Source organism: Streptomyces sp. NPDC003300 (assembly GCF_040610915.1).
GTDB lineage: Bacteria > Actinomycetota > Actinomycetes > Streptomycetales > Streptomycetaceae > Actinacidiphila.
The window spans coordinates 256,918-283,683 of sequence record NZ_JBEXNE010000003.1; the positions used below are offsets into that span (position 1 = coordinate 256,918).

Annotated in this window: 19 protein-coding genes; 6 read left to right on the plus strand and 13 right to left on the minus strand. The window is 72.9% G+C overall.

The window, feature by feature from the left end:
• Positions 1 to 12: 12 nt before the first annotated feature.
• Positions 13 to 1,512 (minus strand): sulfatase-like hydrolase/transferase, encoded by a 1,500-nt coding sequence (locus ABZX65_RS06060; protein WP_355335269.1) that lies wholly within the window; start codon positions 1,510 to 1,512, stop codon positions 13 to 15.
• A gap of 221 nt (positions 1,513 to 1,733) precedes the next feature.
• On the opposite strand from ABZX65_RS06060, the gene ABZX65_RS06065 reads away from it, so the two are divergent.
• Both ABZX65_RS06065 and ABZX65_RS06070 read left to right on the plus strand, forming a co-directional pair.
• A complete protein-coding gene (locus ABZX65_RS06065) occupies positions 1,734 to 3,113 on the plus strand; it encodes an ROK family transcriptional regulator (protein WP_355335272.1) in 1,380 nt (459 codons plus the stop codon).
• Between the two features lie 128 nt (positions 3,114 to 3,241).
• On the plus strand, positions 3,242 to 4,099 hold the full coding sequence (locus ABZX65_RS06070; RefSeq protein ID WP_355335274.1) for a formylglycine-generating enzyme family protein: 858 nt from the start codon (positions 3,242 to 3,244) through the stop codon (positions 4,097 to 4,099).
• 179 nt (positions 4,100 to 4,278) lie between these two features.
• Here the strand turns inward: ABZX65_RS06070 and ABZX65_RS06075 are convergent, their stop codons facing one another.
• From ABZX65_RS06075 to ABZX65_RS06100, 6 genes are all read right to left on the minus strand, one after another.
• Complete coding sequence (locus tag ABZX65_RS06075) at positions 4,279 to 6,825, minus strand: collagenase (protein ID WP_355335781.1); 2,547 nt, start codon at positions 6,823 to 6,825, stop codon at positions 4,279 to 4,281.
• 547 nt (positions 6,826 to 7,372) lie between these two features.
• Entirely contained in the window at positions 7,373 to 8,512 is a 1,140-nt protein-coding gene (locus tag ABZX65_RS06080; RefSeq protein WP_355335277.1) for an oligopeptide/dipeptide ABC transporter ATP-binding protein, read from the minus strand.
• Positions 8,509 to 9,690, minus strand: a complete 1,182-nt coding sequence (locus tag ABZX65_RS06085; RefSeq protein WP_355335280.1) for an ABC transporter ATP-binding protein — start codon at positions 9,688 to 9,690, stop codon at positions 8,509 to 8,511. The genes ABZX65_RS06080 and ABZX65_RS06085 overlap by 4 nt, the downstream gene beginning before the upstream one ends.
• A gap of 1 nt (position 9,691) precedes the next feature.
• Entirely contained in the window at positions 9,692 to 10,678 is a 987-nt protein-coding gene (locus ABZX65_RS06090) for an ABC transporter permease (RefSeq protein ID WP_355335283.1), read from the minus strand.
• Positions 10,675 to 11,721: an ABC transporter permease gene (locus ABZX65_RS06095; protein ID WP_355335285.1), complete on the minus strand. Its 1,047-nt coding sequence runs from the start codon at positions 11,719 to 11,721 to the stop codon at positions 10,675 to 10,677. The genes ABZX65_RS06090 and ABZX65_RS06095 overlap by 4 nt, the downstream gene beginning before the upstream one ends.
• A gap of 14 nt (positions 11,722 to 11,735) precedes the next feature.
• A complete protein-coding gene (locus tag ABZX65_RS06100) occupies positions 11,736 to 13,472 on the minus strand; it encodes an ABC transporter substrate-binding protein (protein ID WP_355335288.1) in 1,737 nt (578 codons plus the stop codon).
• 224 nt (positions 13,473 to 13,696) lie between these two features.
• Here ABZX65_RS06100 and ABZX65_RS06105 point away from each other — a divergent pair, with 224 nt between their 5' ends.
• Positions 13,697 to 15,151: an aminopeptidase P family protein gene (locus ABZX65_RS06105; RefSeq protein ID WP_355335290.1), complete on the plus strand. Its 1,455-nt coding sequence runs from the start codon at positions 13,697 to 13,699 to the stop codon at positions 15,149 to 15,151.
• A gap of 143 nt (positions 15,152 to 15,294) precedes the next feature.
• On the opposite strand, the gene ABZX65_RS06110 is transcribed toward ABZX65_RS06105, so the two are convergent.
• Positions 15,295 to 16,005 carry a GntR family transcriptional regulator gene (locus ABZX65_RS06110; protein ID WP_355335293.1) on the minus strand — a complete coding sequence of 237 codons (711 nt, stop codon included), beginning with the start codon at positions 16,003 to 16,005 and terminating at the stop codon, positions 15,295 to 15,297.
• A gap of 128 nt (positions 16,006 to 16,133) precedes the next feature.
• A complete protein-coding gene (locus ABZX65_RS06115; protein ID WP_355335295.1) occupies positions 16,134 to 17,768 on the minus strand; it encodes a carboxylesterase/lipase family protein in 1,635 nt (544 codons plus the stop codon).
• A gap of 160 nt (positions 17,769 to 17,928) precedes the next feature.
• Between ABZX65_RS06115 and ABZX65_RS06120 the strand changes: the two genes are divergently transcribed.
• Complete coding sequence (locus ABZX65_RS06120) at positions 17,929 to 18,672, plus strand: TetR/AcrR family transcriptional regulator (protein WP_355335298.1); 744 nt, start codon at positions 17,929 to 17,931, stop codon at positions 18,670 to 18,672.
• Positions 18,673 to 18,675: 3 nt separating this feature from the next.
• Here ABZX65_RS06120 and ABZX65_RS06125 read toward each other — a convergent pair whose 3' ends face one another.
• The gene (locus ABZX65_RS06125) at positions 18,676 to 19,224 is read right to left on the minus strand and encodes a DUF4383 domain-containing protein (protein WP_355335301.1); all 549 of its coding nucleotides are present in this window, start codon (positions 19,222 to 19,224) and stop codon (positions 18,676 to 18,678) included.
• Positions 19,225 to 19,376: 152 nt separating this feature from the next.
• Positions 19,377 to 20,069, minus strand: coding sequence for a sigma-70 family RNA polymerase sigma factor (locus tag ABZX65_RS06130; RefSeq protein ID WP_355335304.1), 693 nt, complete (start codon positions 20,067 to 20,069; stop codon positions 19,377 to 19,379).
• Between the two features lie 166 nt (positions 20,070 to 20,235).
• On the opposite strand from ABZX65_RS06130, the gene ABZX65_RS06135 reads away from it, so the two are divergent.
• A complete protein-coding gene (locus tag ABZX65_RS06135; protein ID WP_355335307.1) occupies positions 20,236 to 21,261 on the plus strand; it encodes a MerR family transcriptional regulator in 1,026 nt (341 codons plus the stop codon).
• A gap of 158 nt (positions 21,262 to 21,419) precedes the next feature.
• Here ABZX65_RS06135 and ABZX65_RS06140 read toward each other — a convergent pair whose 3' ends face one another.
• Positions 21,420 to 23,516, minus strand: a complete 2,097-nt coding sequence (locus ABZX65_RS06140) for a glycosyltransferase (protein ID WP_355335309.1) — start codon at positions 23,514 to 23,516, stop codon at positions 21,420 to 21,422.
• Positions 23,517 to 23,733: 217 nt separating this feature from the next.
• Here ABZX65_RS06140 and ABZX65_RS06145 point away from each other — a divergent pair, with 217 nt between their 5' ends.
• Complete coding sequence (locus ABZX65_RS06145; protein WP_355335312.1) at positions 23,734 to 25,083, plus strand: glycosyltransferase; 1,350 nt, start codon at positions 23,734 to 23,736, stop codon at positions 25,081 to 25,083.
• Between the two features lie 3 nt (positions 25,084 to 25,086).
• Here the strand turns inward: ABZX65_RS06145 and ABZX65_RS06150 are convergent, their stop codons facing one another.
• On the minus strand, positions 25,087 to 26,616 hold the full coding sequence (locus ABZX65_RS06150) for an SDR family oxidoreductase (protein WP_355335315.1): 1,530 nt from the start codon (positions 26,614 to 26,616) through the stop codon (positions 25,087 to 25,089).
• Between the last annotated feature and the right edge of the window lie 150 nt (positions 26,617 to 26,766).

The window sequence follows — 26,766 nt, forward strand, 5'->3', positions numbered from 1 at the left end:
TGACCGGCCGGTTCAGCCGAGGTCGTCGGCCACGCCGTCGAGGTCCGGTGCGCGGTGGCCGCCGATGTCGGCCGTGTAGCCCATCCAACTGTGGGCGGGGTCGCCGCGGCGCAGCAGTTCTCGGTAGAGCCGCCCGGTCAGCTCCCGCCTGACGTCGGCGTACGCCGGGGACCCGTGGACATTGCGCAACTCGTGCGGATCGCGGTCCAGGTCGTACAGCTCGTGCACGCTCTCCGGGTTGTGGACGAGCTTGTACCGGCGGTCCCGGATCATGCGCTGGGAGTACGGGAAGTGGTGGCCGTGGAATTCGGCGACGACCTCGGTCCGGTCCAGGACCGCGCGCGCTCCCCCGGTGTCGCCGGTCAGCAGCGGCAACAGGCTGTCTCCGTCGCAGGGTTCGGGGGCGGGCAGGCCCGCGATGTCCAGCAGGGTGGGGTTGAGGTCGGTGAGCGTGGCGAAGGCGTCCGAGACCTGGGCGGGCCCGCCCGGCACCCGGGCGATGGCGGGGACGCGGTAGATGTCCTCGTACATCGCCGGGCCCTTGTCGTTCAGCCGGTGGCCGCCGGTGAACTCGCCGTGGTCCGCGGTGAAGAACACGGCGGTGTCGTCGCCCAGGCCGTACTCCTCCAGGGCGCGCAGAATCCGGCCGATCTGGTGGTCGATCATGGTGACGTAGCCCCAGTAGACGGCGATCAGCTTGCGCCAGGCGTCCGCGTCGAAGGCGTCGGCCGACCAGTATTCGCTGTAGCGGCGTTGTACGTCGGGCTTGCCCGCGAAGGTCTCGGCCATCGACTCGGGCAGCACGACATCGTCCGGGTCGTAGAGGTCGTAGTAGTGGTCGGGCACGAGATAGGGCAGATGCGGTCCGAACCAGTGGCAGGACAGCATGAACGGCCGCCCTGACGTGCGCCGGCCGGCGGCGTACCGCTCCAGCAGCGCGAGGGTCCGGTCGGTGAGGAACGCCTCGACGGTGGCCTCGACGGGCTGCCGCAGCCGACCCGCGATGAGGTGGCCCCGGCCGACGCCGTTGGCGGCGGTGCCGAAGACGGGGTCGGTCACCGCGAACGGCGGCAGGCCGCGGTCCGCCAGCCATCGCTGGTACGACGGGTGGCGTACGGGGTTGAGCGCGCCGGGCAGGTGCTCGCCGTCCAGGCCGTGGTGCTCGGGGCCGTGCTCGCGGCCGATGTGCCACTTGCCGACGTGGCCGACCTGGTAACCGGCCGCCAGCAGTTGGGGCCAGAGCAGTGGCTGGCTCTCGTTCAGCTCGTCCTGGCCGCCGGCGGCGCGCTCGGGGTTGGCGAGCAGGCCGTGCCGGAACGGGTGCAGGCCGGTGGCCAGCGACGCGCGCGCCGGTGTGCAGATCGCCGTCGGAGTGTAGAACCGGTCGAACCGCGTCCCCCGCGCCGCGAGTCCGTCCAGGGCCGGGGTCTCGACGACGGTGTTGCCGTACGCGCCGAGGGTGTCCACCCGGTGCTGGTCGGTCATCAGAAAAAGGATGTTGTGCGGGCTCACCGGCCGCCGCCCCTCCGCTCCCGCCGCTCGCGGCGCTGTCGTCGCTTGGTCGGCTCCCGTGCACCGTAAGGACGGCCCGGCATTTTGGTCAACCCTCGGGACTAATCACCGGCCGAGGTCCCCGAATCCGCCGAGCACCTCACCGCCGAAGGCACTGACCAGCGCGGATAGATTAGTCCCGAAACTTGACAGAATCCACGGCGCGGTCCGATCATGCGGACATGCCAGATCGACGCGGAGCCGCACTGCACCGACTGCGCGCCGCCCACGAGGCGGCGGTGCTCGGCGAATTGCGGCGCGCGGGAGCGCTGAGCCGCGCGGAGCTGATCGAGCGGCTGGGGCTCTCCCGCACCACCTTGTTCACGATCGTCTCGGACCTGCTCGCCCGTGAGGCCGTCGTCGAGCGCCCGATGACCGCGCCGGACGGCACCTGGGCGGCGGGCTCCGGCGGCGGTACGGGGACGGCCGCCGCGACCGCATCCCCGGCGGACGGCGCCCCGGACCCGACCGCCGACGCGGGCGCCCGCACCGGCACCCGGCCGCCGAGGGGCCCCGGCCGCCCCGCCATGGCGGTCTCCCTCAACCCGCGCGGCGCGCAGCTCATCGGCATCGGGCTGCTTCCGACCCGCTTGCAGATCGTGATCGCCAACCACGCCCACGAGGTCGTCGCCCGGTCCAGCACCGCGCTGCGGGCGGACGCCGGACCCGACGAGCGGGTGGCCGCGGTCGTCGCCGCCGTCGGCGAACTGGTCGCGGAGCGCGGGGTGAGCCTCGCCCCGGTGACCGGCGTCGGCCTCGGCCTGCCGGGACCGGTGCGGCGCCCGGACGACGAGCGCCCGCCGGACCCCGCGGACCGGGCGGCCTCCGCGGCCCGGATCGTCGCCGGGCTCGGCGACCACTTCGAGGCGCCGGTGGTCACGGACAACAACACGCGGCTGGCCGCGCTGGCCGAGATCACCTGGGGCGCGGCGCGCGGCCTGTCCGACATCGTGTACCTGCACTGGTCGCAGGGGGTCGGCGGCGGGCTCGTGGTGGACGGCCGACTGGTACGCGGCGCGCACGGCGCGGCGGGCGAGATCGGCCACACCAGTTGCGACCCGCGCGGAGCGGACTGCTACTGCGGGGGCCGCGGCTGCCTGGAGGGCGTGATCGGCGTCCCCGCGCTGCTGGCCGAGTGCCGCGCCAGGGGGGCGAGCGTCCGGGACGCGCGCGAACTGGTGGCGCGGGCCGCGTCCGGCGAGCGACCGGCGGCCGACGTCGTGGCCGGGGCCGCGACGGCGGCGGGCCGTGTGCTCGCCGCGCTCGCCGCCCAGACGGACCCCGCCTGCGTGGTGATCGCCGGTGAACTCGCCGCCCTCGGCGCTCCGGTCCTCGACACGGTCCGCGCGCAGCTCACGGCGTTCTCCCTGCCGGCCGCCGCGCGGACCATCCCCGTCAGGGCCTCCACGCTCGGCGACGACGCCGCGGCCCAGGGCGCCGTCGCGATGCTGCTGCACGCGGCGGGCGAGCGGGTCGACGTCCTCGTGGACGGCGGTGCGCCGCCGCCGGGACGCCGCGGCGATCCGGCCGGTGGCGCGGGTGACGCCGGTGGTGCCCGGTGACGGCGTGCTGCGGCCCCGGCGGTCACGGCGGAACGGCCGAGGCCGGAGCCGGGACGGGATCCGAACTCACGCCTCCGCCACGGGACTTCGCCGTTCCCGACCGCCCGCGCGCGGAGGTGCTGCGCGGCATGGTCGCCGTGCCCGCAGGCCCCTATCTGATGGGCGGCGACGACGAGGACGCGTTCCCCGACGACGGCGAGGGGCCGGTGCGCGAGGTGACGGTCAGCGCCTTCCGCATCGACGCGACATGCGTCACCAACTCCCGCTTCGCCGCGTTCGTCAAGGCCACCGGCTACCGCACCCAGGCCGAACTGAGCGGCTGGTCCTACGTCTTCGGCGGCTTCGTGCCTCCGCGGGCGCGGCACGCGGTGCTTCCCGGCCGCGTGCCGGGCGCGCCGTGGTGGCGAGCGGTCTCGGGCGCCTGCTGGCGCTCGCCCGAAGGCCCCGGCACCTCGATCGGGGAGCGCGGCAACCACCCCGTGGTGCACATCTCCTGGCACGACGCCGTCGCCTACGCGGCCTGGGCGGGCAAGCGGCTGCCCACCGAGGCGGAATGGGAGAAGGCCGCACGCGGCGGACTGGTACGGGCCCGCTTCCCCTGGGGGGACGAGCTGACCCCCAACGGGCGGCACCGCTGCAACATCTGGCGCGGCGACTTCCCGGTCCGCAACACCCGCGAGGACGGATATCTGGGCACCGCGCCCGCCAACGCCTTCACTCCCAACGGCTACGGGCTCCACAACGCCTCGGGCAATGTCTGGGAGTGGTGCGCGGACCGGTTCTCCCCCGACTGGCACGCCGCGCCCCGGCCCGAGACGCGGGTCGACCCGGTGGGTCCTCCCGACGGCGACAACCGGGTGCTGCGCGGCGGTTCGTATCTGTGCCACCACTCCTACTGCAACCGCTACCGGGTCGCCGCCCGTACCTCCAACACTCCGGACAGCACCACGGCGCACGGCGGCTTCCGGTGCGCCGTCGACGACTGACTGACCGACCGGCTGACCGACCCGACCGACCCGGCTGACCGACCGGCCGGAAGCGAGGGGTCGCCCCGCTTCCGGGGTACGGGCGGCCCGGAGGGCGGACAGCGGTGGTGACCGCTGTCCGCCCCTTCGGACCGTGGTGCCTCCTGTTCCGTGCGCCCGCTACCGGCAGGCGGCCGGGATCAGTAGGACGTGGTGACCGAGGCTCCGCTGAAGCCCTGGACGGCGTAGAGGCTGACGTAGACGTAACCGGCCGTCGGGTTGGTGACGGTCAGGGTGTGGGCGTTGCCGCTGCCGGTGGCCTTGCTGGTGTAGCTGGCGGTCGTGGCCCACCCGGTGCTGCTGTAGTAGAGGTCGGCGTTGCCGGTCCCGCCGGCCGAGGTGATCTTCAGGGTCGTGGTGCCCGCGGGCAGGTAGAGGTACAGGTAGGCGTAGTCGCCGGTGGGCGCCGACAGATTGCTGCGCTTGCAGTTCTTGCCGAGCTGGTTGACGTCGGCGCCGGTGCACTCGGGCGCCGTGCCGCCGCCGCTGCCGACCGTGACCGTCTGCGACGTGGTGTTGGTGGCGCCGCCGTTGTCGGTGACGGTCAGTGTCACGGTGTACGTGCCCGCGGCCGTGTACGTCCTGGACGGGTTGGCGGCGGTGGAGGTGGTGCCGTCACCGAAGTTCCAGGCGCGGGAGGCGATGGTGCCGTCGCTGTCCGTCGACCTGTCGGTGAAGGCGGCGGTCAGATTGCTGACGGCCGAGGTGAAGGCGGCCGTGGGCGCCTGGTTGCCGGGCGGGTTGCCGCCGCCGATGCTGCCGCAGTTCCCCACCGCGCACTTGGTGAGCCAGGCGTCCCAGTCACTGTTGTAGCGCGTGCCGATGGTGCTGGTGAGCAGGGTCTGCGCGGCGGCGTAGTTGCCACTGCGGTAGTCGGCGAGCAGCGCGGTGACGTCCGCCGGGTGCGACTGGAGCATGTAACGCACCGCGAGGTAGCCCCAGTTGTAGACCAGGGTCTGGCCCGAGTCGTAGGTGTTGCCGAAGATCGACCGCAGGGTGTAGCCGTGCGTCGCGGCCTGGTTCTGCGCGTCGGTGTAGACCACGTTGCGGTAGGAGTAGGAGACGTACTCGGCGAAGCCCTCGATCCACCAGATGGTGGTCGGCGTGGCGGTGCTCGCGGTGAAGTCGCCGTAGGTGTCGAACCGGCCGTCGAGGTAGTGCGTGTACTCGTGGTTCAGGTTCCAGATCTGGAAGTCCGGGCGCACCCACTCGGCCTCGTAGGCGATGAAGCGCGGCTGGTTGCCGGCCGCGGCCGGGTCGCCCTCCAGGTACATGCCGCCGTTGTTGGTGTCGATGCCGTACATGGCCCCGGCGTATGTCTGGTAGTCGGTGCTGGAGTTGAAGACCACCACCTCGATGGTGGAGTTGTTGTCGTTGGCGACGGGCCCGCTGTCGTGGACGAGGCCGTGGAAGTACGCGTCCTGGGCGCGCAGGCTGGCGCAGGAGGAGCTGAGCTGAGCGGCCGTCATGTCCTGGGCGAGGATGCGGATGCTGGAACTGCACGTGTAGTTGGACGTGAGCACCGAGCTCTTGAGCCGGTCGGCGAGGTTGCACGTGTCGTAGTACGAGCAGTTGGACGCGTCGTAGTAGCTGGTCATCTCGGCCAGGCCGACCCACAGGGCCGCGGTGGGTCCGGTGATGGCGGTCCGGCTCAGCAGCGCGGCCACCAGCGGGCTGGCCTTGGCGCGCAGGGCCGACTCCTGGAGGAACCGGCCCAGTTCACGCCCGGCGTTGGACGTCAGGTACGCCTGGTCGGTGCTCAGCAGCGCCAGGTGCGAGCCGGCGAAGTTGTACAGCGTGTCCAGCACACTCGGGTCGGCCACGACGGCCGCGACGAAGTCCGGGAACTGGTGGCCGCGGAACAGCACGGTGTAGACGTTGTTGACGGCGTTGAGCATGTACCAGGACGCGTCGTACGAGCTGTTGTAGCCGTTCAGCAGCCGCTTGACGACGTACAGGTAGCGGGCGTCCTGCTCGGAGCTGTCGATCAGGGTGACGGCCTCGGCGAGGGCCTCGCCGTTGGCGTCGGTGACGTCGCCGGAGTGGGCGCTGGCGAAGAAGGCGTCCAGGGCGCTGCGGATGGCCGTGACCATGGCGGTGCCGTAACTGCCGACCGCCGAGGAGTTGTAGTACTGGACGTAGTAGCCCGCCCGCAGGTAGAGCACGAGCTGCGGCATGCCGGTGCTGCTGTCACCGGGGTAGGCGGCCGAGCCGTCGCGCATGGCGTAGGCGACGGTGGTCATCTGCGCCTCGCGGAAGGCGTTGTAGGCGTCGGTGCCGGTCAGGTTGAACAGCGTGTTGACACAGTCCGTGGTGGACGCCTTGATCTGGGCGACGAGGGCGCTGCCGGTCCGGCCGGTGAAGTCCGAGGCGTTGCATGTCGCCGCCGCGGTCAGGCCGTTGGCCCTGGCCTTGGCCCGCGCCGCGGCCTTCATGGACGGCGCGGAGTGGCTGACCACCGGCGCCGTCGGCGCGTCGTAGTCCTGCTTGAGCGCGTCCTTGGACGCGGGCAGCGGCGCCCGGTCGGCCGCGCTGAGCGAACCGGCTCCGGTGTGGTCGGACTTCGCCGCGGCGACCGTGGCGGGCTGGGCCGCCGGGCCGGGGCGGGTGGCCGCGGTCCCGGCGGGCTTCGGCTGCGCTGCCGCGGCCCGTTCCGGGTGGATCAGCATGCCGATGCCCAGGCACATGGCCAGGGCGAGTATCAGGAACCCGGTGAGACTTCGTCGTACCGGTTGGGTGTTCACGTGCCGCCTCCCAGCGGTGTGTGCCGCGCTCCGTTGCGCGGCGAGGGGGGATTCGCGGTGCACCCGTCCGGGCCCGCCCGGCACTGTGGGGAGTGGGCGGTGCGGTCCCGGACGGACCGCGAGCCGTGCCTCAGCTTTTGGCATGAGCACGGCTTTCAGGTTGTGCGCCATGTACCATTGCACATGTCACATCGCTTGGGAACCCTGGGTGGAGAACTCGCGAAAACGGCCTGGGGCCACCGGAATTCCGGTGGCCCCAGGCCGTTTCCCTGCTCCCCCGCGCCCGGACCGGGCCCGCCCGCGCGCAGGCGGACGCGGCGGAGTCGCTCGACCCCGCTGTCCGGCGCACGGAGCAGCCCTGCCGACCGGACCCGTGCCTCGGCCGGTCAGGCGGCCCCGTCAAGCGGTCCGAGCGTGCGGCTCTGTCAATCGGCGTGGTCGTGCGGCCCCGTCAGTCGGCGTGGTCGACCGGCCCTGTCAATCGGCTCCCTCAATCGGCGTCCGGGAAGTGGCAGGCGACCTGTCGGCGCGGCGGACCGGCCAGTTCGGGGCGGGTGACGCCGCAGATCTCCTGTGCTTTGTGGCAGCGCGGGTGAAAGGCGCAGCCCGACGGCGGCGCCGCGGGACTGGGCGGATCGCCGCGCAGCACGATCCGCTGCCGCACGCGTTCCACCGCCGGGTCGGGTACCGGCACCGCCGACAGCAGCGCCGCGGTGTACGGGTGCGCGGGGCGCTCGTACACCTGGGACTTGTCACCGATCTCGACGACACGGCCGAGGTACATCACCGCCACCCGGTCGCAGACCCGCTTGACGACCGAGAGGTCGTGGGCCACGAACACGTAGGCCAGGCCGAGTTCGTCCTGGAGACGTTCCATCAGGTTGACGATCTGCGCCTGCACCGAGACGTCGAGCGCCGAGACGGGTTCGTCCGCGATGACCAGCCGCGGTTCGGTGGCCAGGGCGCGGGCGATGCCGATCCGCTGTGCCTGCCCGCCGGAGAACTCGTGCGGATACCGGTCGAGGTGTTCGGGCAACAGGCCGACGAGGTCGAGCAGTTCGGCGGCGCGGATCCTGGCGCGGCCGGCCGACGTGCCCTGCGCCAGGAGCGGGTCGGTGACGATACGGGCCACGGTCTGCCGGGGGTTGAGCGAGGAGTACGGGTCCTGGAAGACCATCTGGATGTGCCGCCGCAGCGGCCGGAGCCGCCGCTGGCCCAGATGCGTGATGTCCTGTCCCGCGAACCGGATACTGCCGGCCGTGGGTTCGAGCAGCCGCACCACCATCCGTCCGGTGGTGGACTTGCCGCATCCCGACTCGCCGACCAGCCCCAGCGTCTCACCGGCCGCCAGGTCGAAGCCGACCCCGTCCACCGCGCGCACCGGGGCCGTCGCCCTGCCCAGCCGCCGTCGTCCGGGGAAGGTCTTGACCAGGCCGCGGACCGACAGCAACGGCGGGTCGCCGCCCGGTTCCAGGGCCGGCGGCGGTCCGCCGTCCGCGGCGGCGACGGGTTCGAGGTGCCGTCGCCGGTCGGGGGCGGTCCCGGCGCGCTGTCCGTTCGTATCGGCGACGGCCGCCCCCGTACCGGGGCCTGATCCCGTCGCCGGTCGTGCTCGGTCCGTGCGCTTCATCGCGTTTCCTTGACGGTGAGGGGCGGCCCGCTCCGGGCGTCCGCGGGCGGATCGGCGGCGGACCGCGCCGCCGTCGTCAGATGACAGGCGGTCAGATGCGCCGGGCCGGGCGGGGCCGCGGCAGCCTCTCCCTCGTCGCCGGGGACCCGTGGGACCCCGGCGACCACTCCCCCGCCGCCCTTCCCCGGCGGGGCCGACCCCGCGCCCCGCACCGCCTCCAGGGCCGGGCGCCGGGTGGCACACCGCTCCCGCTCCGGCTCGGACGCGACCGCCGCCCGGGGGCAGCGGGGCAGGAAGGCGCAGCCCTCGGACAGGCTGAGCAGCGAGGGCGGTGAGCCCGGGACAGTACGCAGCGGCGCGTCGTCCGCGTCGTCCAGCCGGGGCAGCGAGTCGAGCAGCCCGCGGGTGTACGGGTGGGCGGGCTCGGCGAACAGCGCGTCCACCGTGGCCTGTTCGGTCGCCCTGCCGCCGTACATCACCAGCACCTCGTGGGCGACGCGGGCCACCACTCCCAGGTCGTGGGTGATCATCACCACCCCCAGACCGCGTTCCTGCTGGATGCGGGCGATGAGTTCGAGGATCTGCGCCTGCACGGTGACGTCCAGCGCGGTGGTCGGCTCGTCGGCGATGAGCAGGTCCGGCTCGCAGGCCAGGGCCATGGCGATCATCACGCGCTGCCGCATGCCGCCGGAGAACTGGTGCGGGTACTCCGCGACCCGCCGGGCGGGTTCGGGGATGCCGACCTCGCCGAGCATCTCCACCGCGCGGCGCCGGGCGACCGCCCGGCCGGAGCGGAAGTGCCGCCGGTGCGCCTCGGCGATCTGCTCCCCCACCGTGTAGTAGGGGTGCAGGCTGGACAGCGGGTCCTGGAAGACCATCGCCATCCGGCGCCCGCGCAGCGCGCTCAGTCGCGCACCGCTCAGACCGGTCAGCTCCCGGCCGCCCAGCGCGATGGAACCGGTGACCTCGGCGTCCTCGTGCAGTCCCATGACCGCGAGCGAGGTGACGGACTTCCCGGAGCCCGACTCCCCGACCAGGCCGAGGGTCCGCCCCTTCTCGACGGTGAAGCCGATGCCGTCGACGGCCCGTACCGGACCGCGCTTGGTGCGGAAGGAGACGGTGAGGCCGTCCACGCGCAACAGCGGCGGCGTGGCCGCGGCGGCGGTGTCCTGGTCCATCTCAGTACCTCACCCTCGGGTCGATGACGGCGTAGAGCAGGTCCACGACGAGGTTCGCGCCGACGATGAAGAAGGCGGCCAGCAGCGTGACGCCGAGGATCACCGGCTGGTCGGAACGGCGGAGCGCGTCGAAGAAGAGCTGGCCGACACCGGGAATGCCGAAGATGCTCTCGGTGATCACGGCGCCCGCCAGCAGGCCGCCGAGGTCCATGCCGAAGAGGGTCAGGACCGGTGTCATCCCGGAGCGCAACCCGTGCTTGAGCACGACCGTGCGCTCGGGCATGCCCTTGGCCCGCGCGGTCCTGATGTACGGCTGGGCCATCGCCTCGATCATCGAACTGCGGCTCTGGCGTGCGTACATGGCCGCGTACAGCAGGGCCAGGGCGATCCAGGGCAGCAGCAGGTTGGACGCCCAGTGCACGGGGTCGCGGGTGAGGGCCACGTAGGACGGATAGGGCAGCACCCCGGCGATGCGGACCGCTCCCCAGATCAGCACCATGGCGGTGAAGTAGACGGGAAGCGAGGCGGTGGCGACCGCGCCGACCATCAGTCCGCGGTCGGTGAGCGACCCCTTCTTCAGGGCGGCGGTGACTCCCGCGCCCAGCCCGAGGACGAGCCACAGCACGGCCGAGCCGACCGCGAGCGAGACGGACACCGGCAGCCGGTCGGTGAGCAGGCTCCACACCGGCAGCGAGTTCTCGTAGGAGTAGCCGAAGCAGGGGAAGCCGCAGTGCACGGCGTGCGGGCCGCTGCCCAGGTCGCGGCCCGCGAAGATACCGGTGAGGTAGTCCGCGAACTGCCGCCAGACCGGCCGGTCGAGGCCCATCATGTGGCGGACCTGCTCGACGCGTTCGGTGCTGCAGGACTTTCCGCAGGCCGCCGCGGCCGGGTCGGCGGGCAGCAGATAGAAGATGGTGAAGGTGATGGCGCAGACGGCGAGCAGCACGCCCGTCACGCCGATCAGCCGGCGGATCACGTAGAGCGTCACGACCGCCCTCCCCGCGGGTCGAGGATGTCGCGCAGGGCGTCGCCCAGGACGGTGAAGGCGAGGACCGCCAGGAAGAGGAAGACGCTGGGGATCACGAAGAACATCGGGTCCGTGTCGTAGTAGACGACGGCCTGGGAGATCATCTGCCCCCAGGACGAGGTGGGGGGCCGCACACCCACGCCCAGGAAGCTGAGCGCCGCCTCGGTGCTGATCATGCCGGGGACGAGCAGGGTGGTGTACGCGATGACCGGCCCTGACACGTTGGGCAGAACCTCGCGGGCCAGGATGCGCGGCGCCGTGGAGCCGCCGACCCGTGCCGCGTCGACGTACTCGCGGTGCCGGAGCGACAGCGTCTCGCCGCGGACGATGCGCGCGATACCGGGCCAGCCGAACAGGCCGATGACGCCGGTCATCAGCGCGACGCGGTTGACGTCCTGGGCCACCGACATCATGGCGATCATGAAGATGAGGGAGGGGAAGGACATGGTCAGGTCCATCAGCCTGCTCAGGACGCTGTCCACCCGCCCGCCGAAGTAACCGGCGGTGATGCCCGCGGCGGTGCCGACGACGACCACGATGGCCGTGGCGGCGAAGGCGATCATCAGCGACACCTGCGCGCCGTACACGACGCGGGCGAACAGGTCGCGTCCGGTGGCGGGTTCGACGCCCAGCCAGTGGTCGGCGCTCATGCCGCCGAACGAACCGCGGGGCATGCCGCCGAGGTAAGGGTCGATGGCGCTCTCGTCGAACTCGTCGGGGCGCCAACCGCCCAGTCGGGCCAGGAGCGGCGCCGCGACGGACACGACGATAAGCACGACGACCACGACGAGGGAGCAGCGGGCGACGGGCTCGTGCCACAACTGCCGCCAGGCACGCCGCCACGGACCACCGGTGGTGTCAACTAAGCCGCCGGACAGGTGACGTGATGGTTCGTCAGATAGATTCGGATCGGTCGGACGCATCGGATTCGGCAGGTCGGTGGAGCCGCTGGGCCGCGACCGCCCGGCGCGCCGACGCCGGGCGGTCTTCCGCTCTGTGGTCATGCCGGTGGCGCCCTTCACCCCTGGCTCTTCGCGGGGTCCTTGAGGCCGATGACCGCGAAGTCGAACTGCCCGGTCCACGCCGAGTGGCCGAACGCGCCCGCCACGTTGGTGCCGACCAGCAGCGGCTTGCGCTGCCACAGCAGCGGTACGGCGGGCGACTTGTGCATGATCGTCGCGTCGAGGCCGATCCAGGCGACCTTGGTCTGGTTGGCGTTGGACATCGCGGCGATCTGGTCCATCCGCTGCTCCACCGCGCTGTCGCGGAACTGCGAGAAGTTGCCCTGGTTGCCCTTGGCCTTGATGGTGCGACCGTCGAAGACGAAGGGCAGGAAGGTCGAACCCGAGGGGTAGTCGGGACACCAGCCGCTGAGCGTCATGTCGGGTGCGTGGGCGGTGTCACCGACCGTGTCGTAGAAGACGGACGGGTCCACGACGTCGATCCTCACCTTCACCCCGGCCTTGGACAGCGACGCCTGAAGCGCTTCGGCCCTGGTCTTGTCCCCGGTGGCGACGGTGAGCGTGGCGTCCAAGGACGGCTTGCCCGCCTTGGCCAGCAGCTCCTTGGCGCGCGCCGGGTCGCCGGACGGCGGCACGTTGTACACCGGGGCGACGAACCCGCCGGTCAGCAGCGGCGGCAGGTAGTGGGTGGCGATGTCGTTGAGCGCCGGTCCGCCGTCCGCGGTGACCTGCGCCGACCTGTCGACGGCGTACTGCATGGCCTCGCGGACGGTGGGATCGGTGAACGGCCCGCGCGCGGTGTTGAGATAGAGCATGTCCGTGCAGCCGGTCGGCTCGGCGGACAGCCGCTCCCGCACCGACCGGTTCGGCAGCACCTTGGCGACGCTGGCCGCACTGAGATTGGCCCATTCGACGGCCGAGGCGTCCGCGCCCGAGCTCGCGATCAGCCGGTCGTCGATCTGTCCGCCCTGTAGACCCATCGTGACCACGATGCGGTCCGGGTACGCCTTGCGCACCTGGTCGGTCCCGGGGCTCCACCGCGCGTTGCGGACCAGCACCATCTCCTTGCCCCGCTTGTAGCTCTCGATCTTGTACGGGCCGGAGGAGAACGGCCGCAGGTCGTACCGCACCCCGGTCTCGCGGGCCTTCGGGACCGGCGAGAAGGTCGGCAGGGTGACGGTGTACGAGAACTCGGCGACCGGCCGCTTGAGGTGGAAGACGATGGTCCGGTCGTCCGGCGTCCGGATGGAGTCCAGCTCCTTGCCGGTCAGCGGCCCGGTGTAGCCGTCGGTGTCCGCCAGGTACTGCCGGGCGTAGTCGGGGCCGCCGGTCAGGTCCGGCGAGAACGACCTCTCGACGTTGTACTTCACGTCCTGCGCCCTGATCGGGGTGCCGTCCTCGTACGTCAGGCCCGGTTTGAGGGTGAAGGTCCACACCCGCCCGTACTCCGAGGAGCGTCCGAGGTCGGTCGCGAGGTCCGGCACGATCGTGCCGCCGGCGGTTCCGGGCGCGGCCTTGAAGGTGGTGAGCGTCCGGTAGAGCAGCCGGGTGCCGAAGTCCATGGTCGGCATGACCCAGTTGCGGGCGGGGTCCAGGTGGTCGAAGTCCTGATTGGACAGCACGGTGAGGGTGCCGCCGCGCTCGGGAGTACCGCCGATGACGGTGCCGGTGGCCACTCCCGGGGCCTTGTGCTCTCCGTCCCTGCTCTTGGTGTCGGCCGAGCAGGACGTCGCGGCGAGGGCCAGCGAGGTCGTTATGCCGATCGCCAACGCGACGCTGATGCGCTTGGTCATGGTGTGTCACTCCGTTGTGAGTTCCCGGCACCGCGACCGCCTTCAAGGGGTGAGAAAAGGGCGGCCGCCAGGACACCTGTGCGATGCGACTCGTAACATAGTAATGTGACATTGCATTGACAAGCCGTCAGCTCTCTCGTTACCGATCCGTGCCTCACCCTCCTCGTTCGCCCTGTTCGGCCGCTTTCCTCGTTCGCGCACCGACCCGAAGGAGTCGCGCACCGATGACCGAACCCACCACCCCACCGCACACCGGCAGCCACGATCTGCCGGTGTCCTCCGCTCTGGGCGACTTCATGGCCACCGCCTGGGCGCCCAGCCCTCTCCCGCCGGAAACCCGGCTGCCCGCAGAGGAGTTGACGACCGGTCGCCGCGCCCGGCTCTCCGCCCGGTTCCCCGGCGAGCGGCTGATCATTCCGGCGGGACGGCTCGCCGTACGGTCCAACGACACCGACTACCGCTTCCGCCCGCACACGGCGTACGCCTGGCTGACCGGCTTCACCGGCGAGGACCAGCCGGGGAACGTCCTGCTGATGGAGCCGGCGGGCAGCGGCCATCAGGCCGTGCTGTACCTGCGGCCCCGCTCGCCCCGTACCGGCCAGGAGTTCTACCGGGACCGCCGTTACGGCGAGTTCTGGGTCGGCCGACGTCCCGACCTCGACGAGGCCGCCGCGCTCAGCGGGCTGCGCTGCGAGCACCTGGACGACCTGGTCAAGCCGCTGACCGGAGCCTCCCCTCCGGTCCGGCTGCTGACCGGAGTGGACCCGGCCGTCGAGGAGTTGGTCGGCTCCGGGAACCACCAGCCCACCGGTGACGCGGAGTTGGCGACCGTCCTCGCCGAACTCCGGCTGGTCAAGGACCCCTGGGAAGTCAGCCAACTGCAACTCGCCGTCCACCACACGACGAGCGGCTTCGAGGACGTGGTCAGGGCGCTGCCCCAGGCGATGCGGCACCCGCGCGGCGAGCGCTGGATCGAGGGCGTGTTCGCCCTGCGGGCGCGCGCCGAGGGCAACGGGGTCGGCTACGAGACCATCGCCGCCTCCGGCGCGCACGCCTGCGTCCTGCACTGGATACGCAACGACGGCCCGCTGGACCCCGCGGGACTGCTGCTCCTGGACGCGGGAGTGGAGACCGACACCCTCTACACCGCCGACATCACCCGCACCCTGCCGCTGTCCGGCCGCTACTCACCGGCCCAGCGCACCGCGTACGAACTGGTGCTGGCGGCGCAGGAGGCGGGCATCGCCGCGCTGCGCCCGGGGGCGCGCTTCCGCGACTTCCACCTGGCCGCGATGCGGGTCATCGCCGAGGGGCTGTACGACTGGGGCGTCCTGAAGATCCCGCCGGAACAGGCGCTGAGCCCCGACAGCGGCGTGTACCGCCGCTGGACGCTGTGCAGCAGTGGTCACATGCTCGGCATGGACGTGCACGACTGCGCGCGCGCACGGGCCGAGACGTATCTCGACGGGGTTCTGGAGGAGGGGCAGGTGCTCACCGTCGAGCCCGGACTGTATTTCCAGCCGGACGACGAGACGCTGCCGCGCGAACTGCGCGGCATGGGCCTGCGGATCGAGGACGACCTGGTGATCACCGCCGACGGCGCGAGGCTCATGTCCGGTGCGCTGCCACGGACCCCCGACGCGATCGAGGAGTGGATGGGCGGCCTCCTCAACCCCTGAGCGGTCGGGGTCGGCGTCCGGCGGTGACGGCCGCCGGACGCTCCCGTCGGTGACGGCCTCGTCCGCTGCCGGGAGACGCCCCGGACCGTACGTCAGGCGGTCCCGTACGTCAGGCGGTCCCGTACGTCGGGCCATCCCGTACGTCAGGCGGTCCCGAGCTGGAGTCCGTTGGGCGCGGTCGCCGCCCCCTCGGCGCCGTCCGCCCACAGTGAGCGAACGTGGCCCAGGTGGCGGCTGATGCACTCCTGCGCGCCCTCGGAGTCGCGGGCGAGCATGAGGTCGAGCAGTTCGATGTGCTCCTGGGCGGACGCCACCAGTCGACCGGTCTCGTCGAGCCAGTTCAGCCCGTACAGCCGAGAACGTTTCCGTAGGTCGCTCACGACCTCCACCAGATGGCCGTTGCCGGCCAGGGCGAGCAGTCCGAGATGGAAGCGGCGGTCGGCCTCCAGGTAACCGATCAGGTCGTGTCCCCGGGCCGTCTCCACGATCTCCAGGGCGAGCGGTCGCAGCGCTTCCAGCTGCTCGGGGGTGGCCACCGCGGTGGCCCGCCCGATGGTGGGGACCTCGATCAGCGCGCGGATCTCGGTGTACTCGTCGAGATCGCGTTCGGTGATCTCGGTGATACGGAAGCCCTTGTTCCGCACCGCCTCGACGAGTCCTTCCTTGGCGAGGTCGAGCATCGCCTCGCGGACCGGGGTGGCCGAGACGCCCAACTCGGCGGCCAGAATGGGCGCGGAATACACCGCACCGGGCCGCAGTTCGCCCGCGATGAGAGCGGCACGCAGAGCGTTGGCCACCTGGTCGCGCAGGTGCTCCCGTACGGGAATGACGCCGCGCGACGACAAATGAGCCATGACCGATCCTCCAGACACACGAACTCCCAGCATACAATGTGACGTTGCCCCACAGGGAGGGACCGGGGTTCCGAATCCGGAGTCCCGCCGGGCCGTGAGCCCGGCGGGGACGGGCGTCGCGGCAGCGGTCAGCCGCCGACGGTCCGCCAGAAGCCGCACTGGTGTTCCTGGGCGAGGTCGACCGGCTCCGTATTCCCCGCTTGCAGGGACTGGACGTGCCGGCCGGTGCCGAAGCGGGGCCAGGGCGCTGTGCCGGGGCCGTTCGGATCGCCTGTATGGGCGAACTGGGCCCAGTAGCGGATCATCGTGTCGGCGAGTCGGCGCTGGGCGGGGGTGGCCGGACCGGGGAGCTGCTCGTCAGCGAAGAGGTACTGCAACTCGCTGCCGTGGAACGCTCCGGTGGGGAAGTCGGGCTTCTTGAGGGTGCTGAACCAGGGAGCCTCGTCGTCGGCGAACTCGTAGGCGTAGGTCGGCACGTGCTGGTCCAGGGCCCGGTCCCGGTCGAGGACGGTGCACCCCCAGGCCCAGTCGGTGACGACGGAGGACAGCGCCTCGCCGGGGGACGTGAAGCGGTCGGCGGGGTAGCGGGCCAGGACGCGGGCCGCGTCGGCCGGGGTGAACAGTGTCCGGATCTGCTGCCGGTAGTCGGCGTCGGTCGTCGTCCGGCCGGTCACGGCCTCGATGGCCGCGGTGAACAGCCGGTGTTCGTCCCGGGTCGTTCCCTGGATGACGGGGACCCGGTTGAAGTGGCCGGTGGCGAACGCCTGTTCCGGGCTCACGGGCAGAACGCCGCCGCCGACCGTCGGCCCTGAACCGACTCCGTCGTCGGACCACTTGAGGAGTTCCTTCACGGGTGCGGCGCGCAGACAGGCCGCCGCTGTCCGGAGGTCGGAGCAGCCGACCTTTGCCGCGACGTCGAGTCCGTGCCGCTCGCGCTCCGCGCGCGGCAGCGGGAACCAGGTGGGCGGGCCCGGTGACCAGTGGCGTCCCGTGCACTCGGCGCTTTGCAGGATCGCCCTCTGGAACAGGCCCGTTGACCCCGGCGCGACGAGATGCGCGCAGACGCTGGTGCCGCCGGCCGACTCGCCGAAGAGCGTGACGTTCGCCGGGTCGCCGCCGAATGCCGCCGCGTTGCGCTTCACCCAGCGCAACGCCGCCTGCTGGTCCTCCAGTCCGAAGTTGCCCGACAGGTGCGCGGCCGGGCCGTGGTCGAGGGCGGGATGGTCGAGGAATCCGAAGACACCGAGCCGGTAGTTGACGCTGACCACGACCACCTTGCCCTGACTGGCCAGGCGCTGTGCGTCGTAGAGGCTTCCGGCGCCGTTGATGAAGCCGTTGCCGTGGATCCACACCATCACCGGCAGCTCGCGGGCGCCGCCGCCCGCGGGCGTGGTGACGTTCAGGTAGAGGCAGTCCTCGCTGCTGCTCTGCTCGTCGATGAGCCCCGCCGACTGTGCGCATCGGTTGCCGGGCTCGGTCGCGGTCCGTATGCCCGGCCAGGACGCGGCCGGTTGGGGCGACGCCCAGCGCAACCGCCCGACCGGCGGGGCGGCGTAAGGAATCCCCTGGAACATCCGGGTGTCCGTGCCGAGGCGGCCTTCGACCAGGCCGGTGTCCGTCCTGACCACGGTGGCGGGACCGCCTCGGCCGCCCTCCGCGCGCTGGGCCGGCTGCGCGTGTCCGGCGGCGCAGCCGGTCATGGCGCAGCCGGTCATGACGGCGCCGACCAGAGCGGTCAGCAGGACCCGTAGGCGCGGTCGCACCCTGACCTGTGGCCTGCGACGTCCTGGGGCGCGGTTCTGACCTGGGGGATTCATCGGCGTTCACATCCTCAAACAATTCGTGTGGGGTCCACACTAATATAAAGTGTGAGGCGCCCACAAAGTCAATTCCCCCCGGGGACGAGACATGGAGATGAGCCCGATGACGACCGGTGACGACGAGGCGCTGCCGCCCGGCCTCGCCCTGGCGTGGGGACTGGCCCCCAAGACGGGACGGCTGGGCCGGAAGCCCTCGCAGAGCGTGGAGGGAATCGTCGAAGCGACGGTCGCACTGGCCGACGCGGAAGGCTTCGCGGCCCTGTCCATGCCGAACATCGCCAGGCGGGTGGGACTGACCGCCAACGCGGTCTACCGGTACGTCAGCTCGCGGGACGAACTGCTGGTCCTGGTCGCGGAGACCGCGTGGGGCCCGGCGCCGGAGCTGGAAACCGGCGCGGACCAATGGCGGGCGGCTGCCGCCCGTTGGACCAGGGCGATGATCGGGCGCTGCGACACGCACCCGTGGCTGCCCGACCTGCCCATCCGCGGGGCGCCCGCGACCCCGAACCTGCTGCGCTGGACAGAAGTGCTGCTCGAAGCGCTCACCGGGGCCGGGCTGAGCACCGCCGAATCACTAGGGTGCGCGCTGCTGCTCGACGGTTACGCGCGGCGCATCGCCGCCGCCCGCCGCGACGTGCGCGACAGCACCGCGGCGCCGGTGCAGTCGGCCGCCGTGGCGCGCTTCCTTCAGCCGCTCCTGCACGAGCACGGATATCCCATCCTCGCGGCCATGATGGAGCGCGAGGAATACGACGACGACATCGCCGACGACGACGTGGACTTCGGCCTGACCCGGATCCTGGACGGAATCGAGGTCCTGATCACCCGGCGGACGACGGCCCGCTGAGAGTCAGCGCGGCTGCGCGCCGGGGGCGCGGGGCGCGAGGGCGGGGCGGGGCGCCGCGGACGGGGCAGCGGCAGCGGCCTCACGGTCGGCCTGTTCGGGGTGACGGCTGCGCCAGTACGGGTTGTCGTGCGGGAGGCGGCTGCTGACGCGGCCGTACATCCCGAACGTGATGATGAGCAGGCCCATCACGAAGCTGAAGATGACATTGGGCATCCGGAAGTTCAGCACGTTCGCCGACCGGTCCAGGACGGCGAGATTGACGAAGCCGCTCAGGAGGAACAGGGCGCCGACGGTCATGTTCAAGGTGGAGGCGAAGTTACCGCCGACGATGCCGCCGAGGATCAGGGCGGCGCCCACCACCAGGGAGATCACGCTCAGCGCGCCATTGGTGCTCAGACCGGCGACTTTGGACCCGTGGGTGTCGAAGAAGCCCAGCGCGTCAGCGAACCCGAGTGCTCCGAAGACGATCAGCACCAGGCCGCAGAAGGCGGCGCCGAAGCGGTAGACGGTGGCCAGGTGGTGATCGCGCGGGAGTTCGTCCTGCAGCTTCATCGCCGTCTCCTCTGTGGGGCGGGCAGATCCGTATGTCGCGGATGTACTGCTTTCGCACTCCCCAAGGTGGCCCTTTTGTCCGGATCTCTCATCTCGCAGCGTTTTTGCAGCGTGTCGCGTCATGGGCGCTACGGCCTCCGGGCCGCCCCGCATCAGCCGAGCGCGGCGTCCGCCTGGAGGAGCGCCCGCAGTCTGCGCAGCCCGCGGCGCGAATGGCTCTTGACCGTGCCGAGCGGCAGACCGGTGCGCTCGGAGATCTCGGCGTGGGTGAGGTCCCAGTAGAAGGCCATGCACAGCACCTGCTTCTGGGCGGCGGGCAGCTTGGCCAGCTCACGGGTCACGAAGACCCGGTGGAGCGCGGCGTCGGGCTGAGCGTCGGCGTCCGGCTCGGGCGGCAGGGCGGAACCGGCGTTGGCCACGAGTACGGAGCGGCGGGTGCGGGCGGAGAGCGCGTCGGCGATCTTCCGGTGCGCGATGCCGATCAGCCATCCGGCCAGGGACCCGCGGTCCGGCCGGTAGCCGTGCCGGCCGCGCCACGCGGCGAGGAAGACCTGCTGGGTGACGTCCTCGGCCTCGCGTGCGTCGCCGAGCGACCGGCGGGCGAGCGCGTGGATCAGCCCGCCCCAGCGGTGGTAGGCGGCGGCCACGCAGTCCTCGTTGCCCCGCACCAGACCGGCCGCCAGCTCCGAGTCGGCCAGGCCCAGCTCGGCCGGTTCCCACAGCGGCGCGTCGGACCCGCCCCGGCCGTCGGCGGAGCGGGCGGGCGCCGGTACGGCGGGGGGAGCGGGTGCGGCGGCAGCGGACGCGGGCTCGTGCGCGGGTTCCGCGACGGTGCGTACGGTCATGGAGCTGCCCTTCTTCGGTCGGGTTCCTGCCGGGCGGGCCGCGAGCCGCCGGGAAGCCCGGCGCGGGGCCGCTTGCCGCCGATGCGGCGGGGTCGGCTCGTCCTAGCGTGCGAATCACCGGCCCGGTGGAGCAACTCGCACCGTTTCTGCGTCGTATAGTGAAGAGATGAGCGAGGAGACGGGTGGGACGCAGGGGGCGTCGGGAGCGCGGGAGCCTGTCGAGGCCGGGATCGCCACGGGTGCGCTGGCGCGGCGGCTCGGGGTGTCCGCCACGACGGTGCGGTCGTGGGACCGGCGGTACGGGATCGGCCCGGCGGTCCGTTCGGACGGTCGGCACCGGCGCTGGGCCCCGCGGGACGTGGCCGTCCTGGAGGAGATGTGCCGGCTCACCGCCTCGGGCGTGCCGCCCGCGGAGGCGGCCCGCGCCGCTCAGGCCGCCGCCGGCACCGCGCCCGCGCCCACGAGCCCGGCGTCGGCCGGGCCGCCCCGGCCCGCCACTCGGCAACCGGCCGCCGGGAGCGGCCTGCCGCTCGGGGATGTCCGGCAGGAGTGCCGCGGGCTCGCGCGGGCCGCGGTGCGGCTGGACGGCCCGGCGGTGGACGCCCTGCTGACCGACCTGGTCGAGCGGCACGGGCTGGTCGTCGCCTGGGAGGAGGTGATGGCGCCGACCCTGCGCGCCGTCGGCCGCAAGTGGCAGACCTCCGGGGAGCGGTACGTGGAGGTCGAGCACCTGCTGTCCTGGCACGTCTCGTCGGCGCTGCGCCGGGTCCGCCCGGCGCCGACCGTCACCGGGGCGGCGCCCGTACTGCTCGCGTGCGTGCCCGGCGACCACCACACGCTTCCGCTGGAGGCGCTCACCGCGGGGCTCGGAGAGCTCGGCCTGTCGACCCGGATGTTCGGCGGGGCGGTGCCGGTCGACGCCCTGGACGAGGCCGTACGCCGGATCGGCCCGGCGGCCGTCGTGCTGTGGTCCCAGTCCCGCTCCACCGCCGACCGCCCGCTCGCCCGGCATGTCGCGGCCACTAGCTGGGGCGTCAAGGGCGCCCGTACCCATCCGATGGTCTTCCTCGCCGGTCCCGGCTGGGCCGGCCCCCTGATGCCCGGCATGCTCAGACCCCAGGGCCTGCGCGACGCCCTGTCCGCCCTGAGCCGCATCGGCTCCCCCACCCCACCATCCACCGCCGCCCCCTGACCCCCTCCGGGGGGGTACGCCCGGAACAGTCCTCAGCCGAGGCCGAAGCAGGCTCAGCGGCAGCCCGTGGACGCCCCGGCCAGCAGCCGACATCGCCGCAGGCCGGTGGGCGGCTCGCCTCCAACCCGGCGGTACGACCTCGCGTCGCGGCTCGGGCGTCAGCCGGGGGTTCCGGGCGGGGCGGTGGCCAGGTATTCCTCGACCAAGGCGGCAGCCGTGGAGGTGAGGGTGTAGCCGGAGGTGACCGTGGCGCGGCCCCGCGCGGCGAGGGCGCGGGCGGCGGAGGGCGGCATGTCCAGCATCCGTTCGAGGCCGAGGCCCAGGGCGGGTGCGCTGGAGGTGTCCAGCAGTACGCCGTTGTCGCCGTCGCGCAGATAGTGGCGTACTCCCCCGCGTTCGGGGGCGGCGGTCGGCAGGCCCGCGTCCATGGCTTCGAGCACCGCGATCCCGAACTCCTCCTTGGCGCTCGGGCAGACGTACCAGGCCCGCGCCCCCGACGCCGGGTCGGCCAGCGCCCGCTCCAGGCGGCGTACGCGGGTGTTGGACAGGGCCGTGAGCAGGACGAGCCGGTGGGCCGCGCCGGGGTGCCGGGCGAGCAGGCGGCCGATCCTGGTGCGCATCGCGGTCTCGGCGGCCGACGGACGGTCGGAGGCGCCGCCGATCAGCACGAGGGAGGACCGCCGGTACAGGCCCCGCTCCAGCCAGGCCCGTACCAGCATGTCCTGCTGCTTGACGGGGTGCAGCCGTCCCACGGAGAGCAGCAGCGGCTCCCGCAGGGCGTCCGGGCCGAGCGGCGCCCGCCGCGCGCCGCCGCTACCGCCCCCGCCGAGGACCATGCCCAGCAGATCCGCCCGGTCGGACGCCTCGGACGCGGCCGGCACGTACGGCTGGATGCCCTCCGGTGGTGCGGCCGGGCCATCGCCGTCCCGTGCGGCGGCCAGTTGGGGGAAGTGGCGGACGAGTTCGGAGGCGTCGCCCTGCTGTCCGGGTATGGCGACCACGCGTGCGGCCCGTTCGACCAGCCGGTCGGCGACGAACACCCGGTGCAGGTCGTCGCGCAGGTCGTCGGAGGCGGCCGGGGCCCGGCCGTGGCGTACGGTCATCTGCCGGTGCGGATCGGGCGTCGCGGTGAACACCAGCCGGGCTCCGAGGCGTTCCGCGGCCTGGGCCATGGCGAGCGAGCCGTCGTCGGCGTAGCGCGCGTGCAGGACGTCCAGCCGTGCGCCGAGGCCGCCGAGCAGCCGTACGGCCCACCAGGCCAGCGCCTCGCGGTGGGCGCCCATCTCGTGCTGGCCGAGGGGGTGTTCCGCGTCCACGGGGAGCCGCAGCACCCAGTGCCCGGGGCCCCGGGCGTGCAACAGGCTGTCGTCCCGCGCCAGTTCGCTGCGGCAGGCGGTGACCACCGTCACGACGGCCGCGACCGCGCCGGTGTCGGCCAGCGCGTCCCCGAGGCCGCTGAGCAGCACGCTCAGGCCGCCGCTCAGCCCCTCCCCCGGAGTGTCGAGGCCGCCCAGCAGCATCGGCTGGGCGACGAGCAGACCCGGCCTGCGCGCCGCCGCGGGCAGCAGCGGGTCCTGGCCGGGGAGCAGCATCAGCCGCTCGTACGGGTCTTCCGCCTCGGCGGAGACCGGCAGCAGGGACGCGCCGCCCGGCACACCGGCGAGGTAGCGCCAGGCCGCGTGGCGGGTCGCGCGGTCGCCGGCCGCCGCGAGTTCGGCCGCCTCCTCCGGCTCCAGCGGCCGCAGGCCCCGGGCCGTGGCGACGTCCAGCAGGGCCGCCGTCGCGGCCCCGGCCGGGCGGTGGCGCAGCGCCTCGCGCAGCGCGTCGCGCGCGCTGTCCGCGCCGTGCACCCGCAGCGCGTCCGGCCACGCCTCGGCCGCGGCGGCCCGCAGCCGGTCCGAGCCACCGGCGTGGCCGGTCAGCGTCTCGGGGCTGTGGGCCAGGCCCATCCGGCAGGCGCGGCGGAGTCGCGCCAGCGACAGGTCCTCCGCCTCCCAGGCGATGCCCTCGGGGAACGGCCAGCCGTACTCCGCCTGCGTGAGGTTCAGCAGCGCCCCGGCGCCCGCGCCCGCGGCGGCGGGCCGGATCCGGCCGGTCCAGAAGGTCGATCGGAGGTCGACGAAGACGTCGTCGTCCGGCGCGGGCCCCGTGCGAGCGCCCGGACCGGCGAAGACGTTCCCGGTGACCGTCCCGTCGCCGGCCGCTCCCGTGGCGGAGCCCGCCGCGGGGGCGGTCGGCAGTGCGATGTCTTCCATGGCGGCCTCTCCCGTGCGAATGGGGCTGCGGATCGTGCACAGTCATCGCTTCCGTGCGGCCGAGCGGATTGGATGCACTTCGGGCGCCGGTTCTGCCTCACAGCGCGCACGCCCCTGACCTGGCAGGATCTGCCGTCGCAGCCGCGCCGCACGCCGTCGTGGAGTTCCGCGGGTGCCGCGTCGGCGTACGCGGACACCGCTCGTCCGAAGGAGTCCCATGGCCCGGATCGTGGTGGTCAGCCCGCCCTTCCAGTCGCACGCCCGGCCGCTGTCGGTCCTGGGGGGAGCCCTGCGGCGGGCGGGCGACGAGGTGCACTTCGCGTGCGCGCCCGCCTTCGAGGAGCTGGCGCGGGAGGCGGACATCGGTTTCGTGCCGCTCACGGTGACGCGGAACGCCAATACGGGGATCGCGGAGACGACCGAGCAGGATACGGCGGAGGCGGCGCGTCTCACCGAGTTCCTGGACGCCACCAGGGCGGGCGCGGTGCCCGCGCTGCTCGCCCAGGCCCGGCACCGAGGCGCCGACATGCTCGCCGACCCGGAGCGGATCCTGGCGGACCTGCGGATGCTGCACGACCGGCTGCGGCCGGACTGGTACCTGGTGGACCAGCTCAATTACCCGGTGACGCTCGCCCTGCACTGCCTCGGCCTGTCGTACGCCTCCTACTGTCCCGGACATCCCGGCTACCTGCCAGCGGGCCCCGACGCCTTCTTCGGCGAACCCTGTGCCTGGCCCGCCGGGATCCGGCCGCGCCCCGCCGAGCGGGCGGCGCTGCGCACCGCGGTACGGGCGAACGACGCGGCCTTCACGTCGCTGTTCGCGGACTTCGCCGCACTCCACGCCCCGCACCGGCCGCCGCCCGGCCGGGCGTTCGCGCTGACCTCACCGCACGCCGTCGTCTACTGCTACCCGCCGCTTCCCGGCCTGCCCGTACCGCCCGAGGGGCGCGAAGCCCTCTACGCCGGTCACTGCACCGCGCAGGACGCGCCGGTCCTCGACCCGTACTGGCGCGGTGCGGCCGACCGGCTGCGGGCGGCGGCGGGGAAGGTCGTCCTGGTCGCCTTCGGCACCTTCCTGTCGGCCAGGGACGACGTGCTGCGGACCGTGGCGCGCGGCGTGCTGGAGCGCTGTCCGGACGCGGCGGTCGTCCTGGCGGCCGGGGACCGTACGGCGGCGCTCGCGGATCTGGCGGGCCCGCGGGTGTGCGTCGCGGCCTCCGTGCCGCAGCGCGCGCTGCTGGCGGAGGTGGACGCGATGGTGCACCACGGCGGCAACAACTCCTTCACCGAGTGCGTCGCCGCGGGCGTCCCGGCGCTCGTACTGCCGTTCTCCAGCGACCAGTTCGCCGTCGCCCACGACGCCGAGCGGGCCGGGGCGGCCGTCGTCCTGGACCCGGCCGCGGCGACCGGGCGGGAGATCGGGGACGCCGTGGCCTCACTGCTCACCGCGCCGCCGCCCGGACTCGGGCGGCTGTCCGCCCGGGTCCGCGAGCGGGGCCCTGACTGGGCGGCCGTCCGGCTGCGGGCCGTGATGGCCGCCCGCCAGGAGCGGCCGGTCGCACCGTAGCGGTCAGTGGGTGGTGACCGGCCGCGGGCTCGGGGCGGACCTGCCCTGTTCCGCCGCCTTGGCGATGTTGCGTGCCATGCCGCCGAAGACGAACGCGTGGAAGGGCGAGATGCTCCACCAGTACGCGTGGCCGAGGAGCCCGCGCGGGTGGAACAGCGCCCGCTGCCAGTACAGGGTGCGGCCCTGGTCGTCCCGGTCGGCGTGCAGCTCCAGCCAGGCCAGGCCCGGCAGTCGCATCTCGGCGCGCAGCCGGAGCATCCTGCCGCGGTCGATCTCCTCGACCCGCCAGAAGTCCAGGGAGTCCCCGTTCCGCAGATGAACGGCGTCACGGCGTCCGCGGCGCAGCCCGACACCGCCCGCGAGGCGGTCGAGCCAGCCGCGGACCGCCCAGGCCAGGCCGAAGGAGTACCAGCCGTTCGTGCCGCCGATGCCCTCGATCACGCGCCACAGCGCCTCGGGTGAGGCGTCGACCACCTGCTCGCGGCGGTCGGTGTAGAGGCTGCCGCCGGACCAGTCGGGGTCGGTGGGCAGCGGGTCGCTGGGCGCGCCGGGCAGCGAGGCGGAGGACCAGCGGGTCGTGACCTGTGCGTCCTGGACCCGCCGCAGGGCCAGGGCCAGGGCGCGGCGCAGCGGGAAGGGCTGCCCCTCGCCGTCCGGCACGTAGCGGGCGATGTCGTGCTCGGAGCAGACCACCTCGTGCCGCAGGGACTCCGCGAGCGGGCGGGCGATCGACCGGGGCACCGGGGTGACCAGTCCGATCCAGTGGCTGGACAGCCGTGGGGTGAGGACGGGGACCGGGACGATCAGGCGTTTGGGCAGACCGGCGATCGCCGCGTAGCCCTGCATCATCTCCCGGTAGGTGACGACGTCCGGGCCGCCGATGTCGAAGGGGCGGCTGACCTCCGGCGGCATGGCGGCGCTCCCGACGAGGTAGCGGAGCACGTCGCGGACGGCGATGGGCTGGATACGGGTACGGACCCAGCTCGGGGTGACCATCACCGGCAGCCGTTCCGTGAGGTAGCGCAGCATCTCGAACGACGCGGAGCCCGATCCGATGATCACCGCGGCGCGCAGCGCGGTGGTGGGCACCCCCGAGTCCAGCAGGATGCGGCCGACCTCGGCGCGCGAGCGCAGGTGCGGCGAGAGTTCGGCCTCCGGTACTCCGCCGGGGGTCAGGCCGCCGAGGTAGACGATGCGTCCCACCCCTGCGGCGCGGGCCTGCTCGCCGAAGACCCGGGCCGCCTCCCGGTCGGTCTCCTCGAAGCCGGAGCCGGTGCCCAGCGCGTGCACGAGGTAGTACGCCACGTCCACGTCGCGCATCGCCGCCGCCACCGAGTCGGGATCGGTGACATCGCCCTGGACCACCTCGGTGTCGTGCACCCATGGGTGGTCGCGGAGCTTTCCGGGTGAACGGGCCAGGCACCGGACCCGGTACCCGGCGGCCAGCAGTTCGGGCACCAGGCGTCCGCCGATGTAGCCCGAGGCCCCGGTGACCAGGCACAGCGGCCCGGGTTCGGTGGCATCGCTGATCATGAGCAGCTCCGTTCCGCGCGTTGTGTTCCCCCCACCGTCCCCCTTCACGGTCTCTTCCGCGCGGCCCGGTCGGCCGGATGCGGGCCGGACCACCCGCATGCGGAGATTCGTCGACAGTGACCCGATGTGGCGGCGTGATCACGATGGGTC

Excerpts from the sequence above, each read along its gene's own strand:
- ABZX65_RS06065 (WP_355335272.1), top strand. The coding sequence starts at position 1,734 with ATGCCAGATCGACGCGGAGCCGCACTGCACCGACTGCGCGCCGCCCAC.
- ABZX65_RS06070 (WP_355335274.1), top strand. The coding sequence starts at position 3,242 with ATGGTCGCCGTGCCCGCAGGCCCCTATCTGATGGGCGGCGACGACGAG.
- ABZX65_RS06075 (WP_355335781.1), bottom strand. The coding sequence starts at position 6,825 with ATGTGCCTGGGCATCGGCATGCTGATCCACCCGGAACGGGCCGCGGCA.
- ABZX65_RS06080 (WP_355335277.1), bottom strand. The coding sequence starts at position 8,512 with ATGAAGCGCACGGACCGAGCACGACCGGCGACGGGATCAGGCCCCGGT.
- ABZX65_RS06085 (WP_355335280.1), bottom strand. The coding sequence starts at position 9,690 with ATGGACCAGGACACCGCCGCCGCGGCCACGCCGCCGCTGTTGCGCGTG.
- ABZX65_RS06095 (WP_355335285.1), bottom strand. The coding sequence starts at position 11,721 with ATGACCACAGAGCGGAAGACCGCCCGGCGTCGGCGCGCCGGGCGGTCG.
- ABZX65_RS06100 (WP_355335288.1), bottom strand. The coding sequence starts at position 13,472 with ATGACCAAGCGCATCAGCGTCGCGTTGGCGATCGGCATAACGACCTCG.
- ABZX65_RS06105 (WP_355335290.1), top strand. The coding sequence starts at position 13,697 with ATGACCGAACCCACCACCCCACCGCACACCGGCAGCCACGATCTGCCG.
- ABZX65_RS06110 (WP_355335293.1), bottom strand. The coding sequence starts at position 16,005 with ATGGCTCATTTGTCGTCGCGCGGCGTCATTCCCGTACGGGAGCACCTG.
- ABZX65_RS06120 (WP_355335298.1), top strand. The coding sequence starts at position 17,929 with ATGACGACCGGTGACGACGAGGCGCTGCCGCCCGGCCTCGCCCTGGCG.
- ABZX65_RS06125 (WP_355335301.1), bottom strand. The coding sequence starts at position 19,224 with ATGAAGCTGCAGGACGAACTCCCGCGCGATCACCACCTGGCCACCGTC.
- ABZX65_RS06130 (WP_355335304.1), bottom strand. The coding sequence starts at position 20,069 with ATGACCGTACGCACCGTCGCGGAACCCGCGCACGAGCCCGCGTCCGCT.
- ABZX65_RS06135 (WP_355335307.1), top strand. The coding sequence starts at position 20,236 with ATGAGCGAGGAGACGGGTGGGACGCAGGGGGCGTCGGGAGCGCGGGAG.
- ABZX65_RS06140 (WP_355335309.1), bottom strand. The coding sequence starts at position 23,516 with ATGGAAGACATCGCACTGCCGACCGCCCCCGCGGCGGGCTCCGCCACG.
- ABZX65_RS06145 (WP_355335312.1), top strand. The coding sequence starts at position 23,734 with ATGGCCCGGATCGTGGTGGTCAGCCCGCCCTTCCAGTCGCACGCCCGG.
- ABZX65_RS06150 (WP_355335315.1), bottom strand. The coding sequence starts at position 26,616 with ATGATCAGCGATGCCACCGAACCCGGGCCGCTGTGCCTGGTCACCGGG.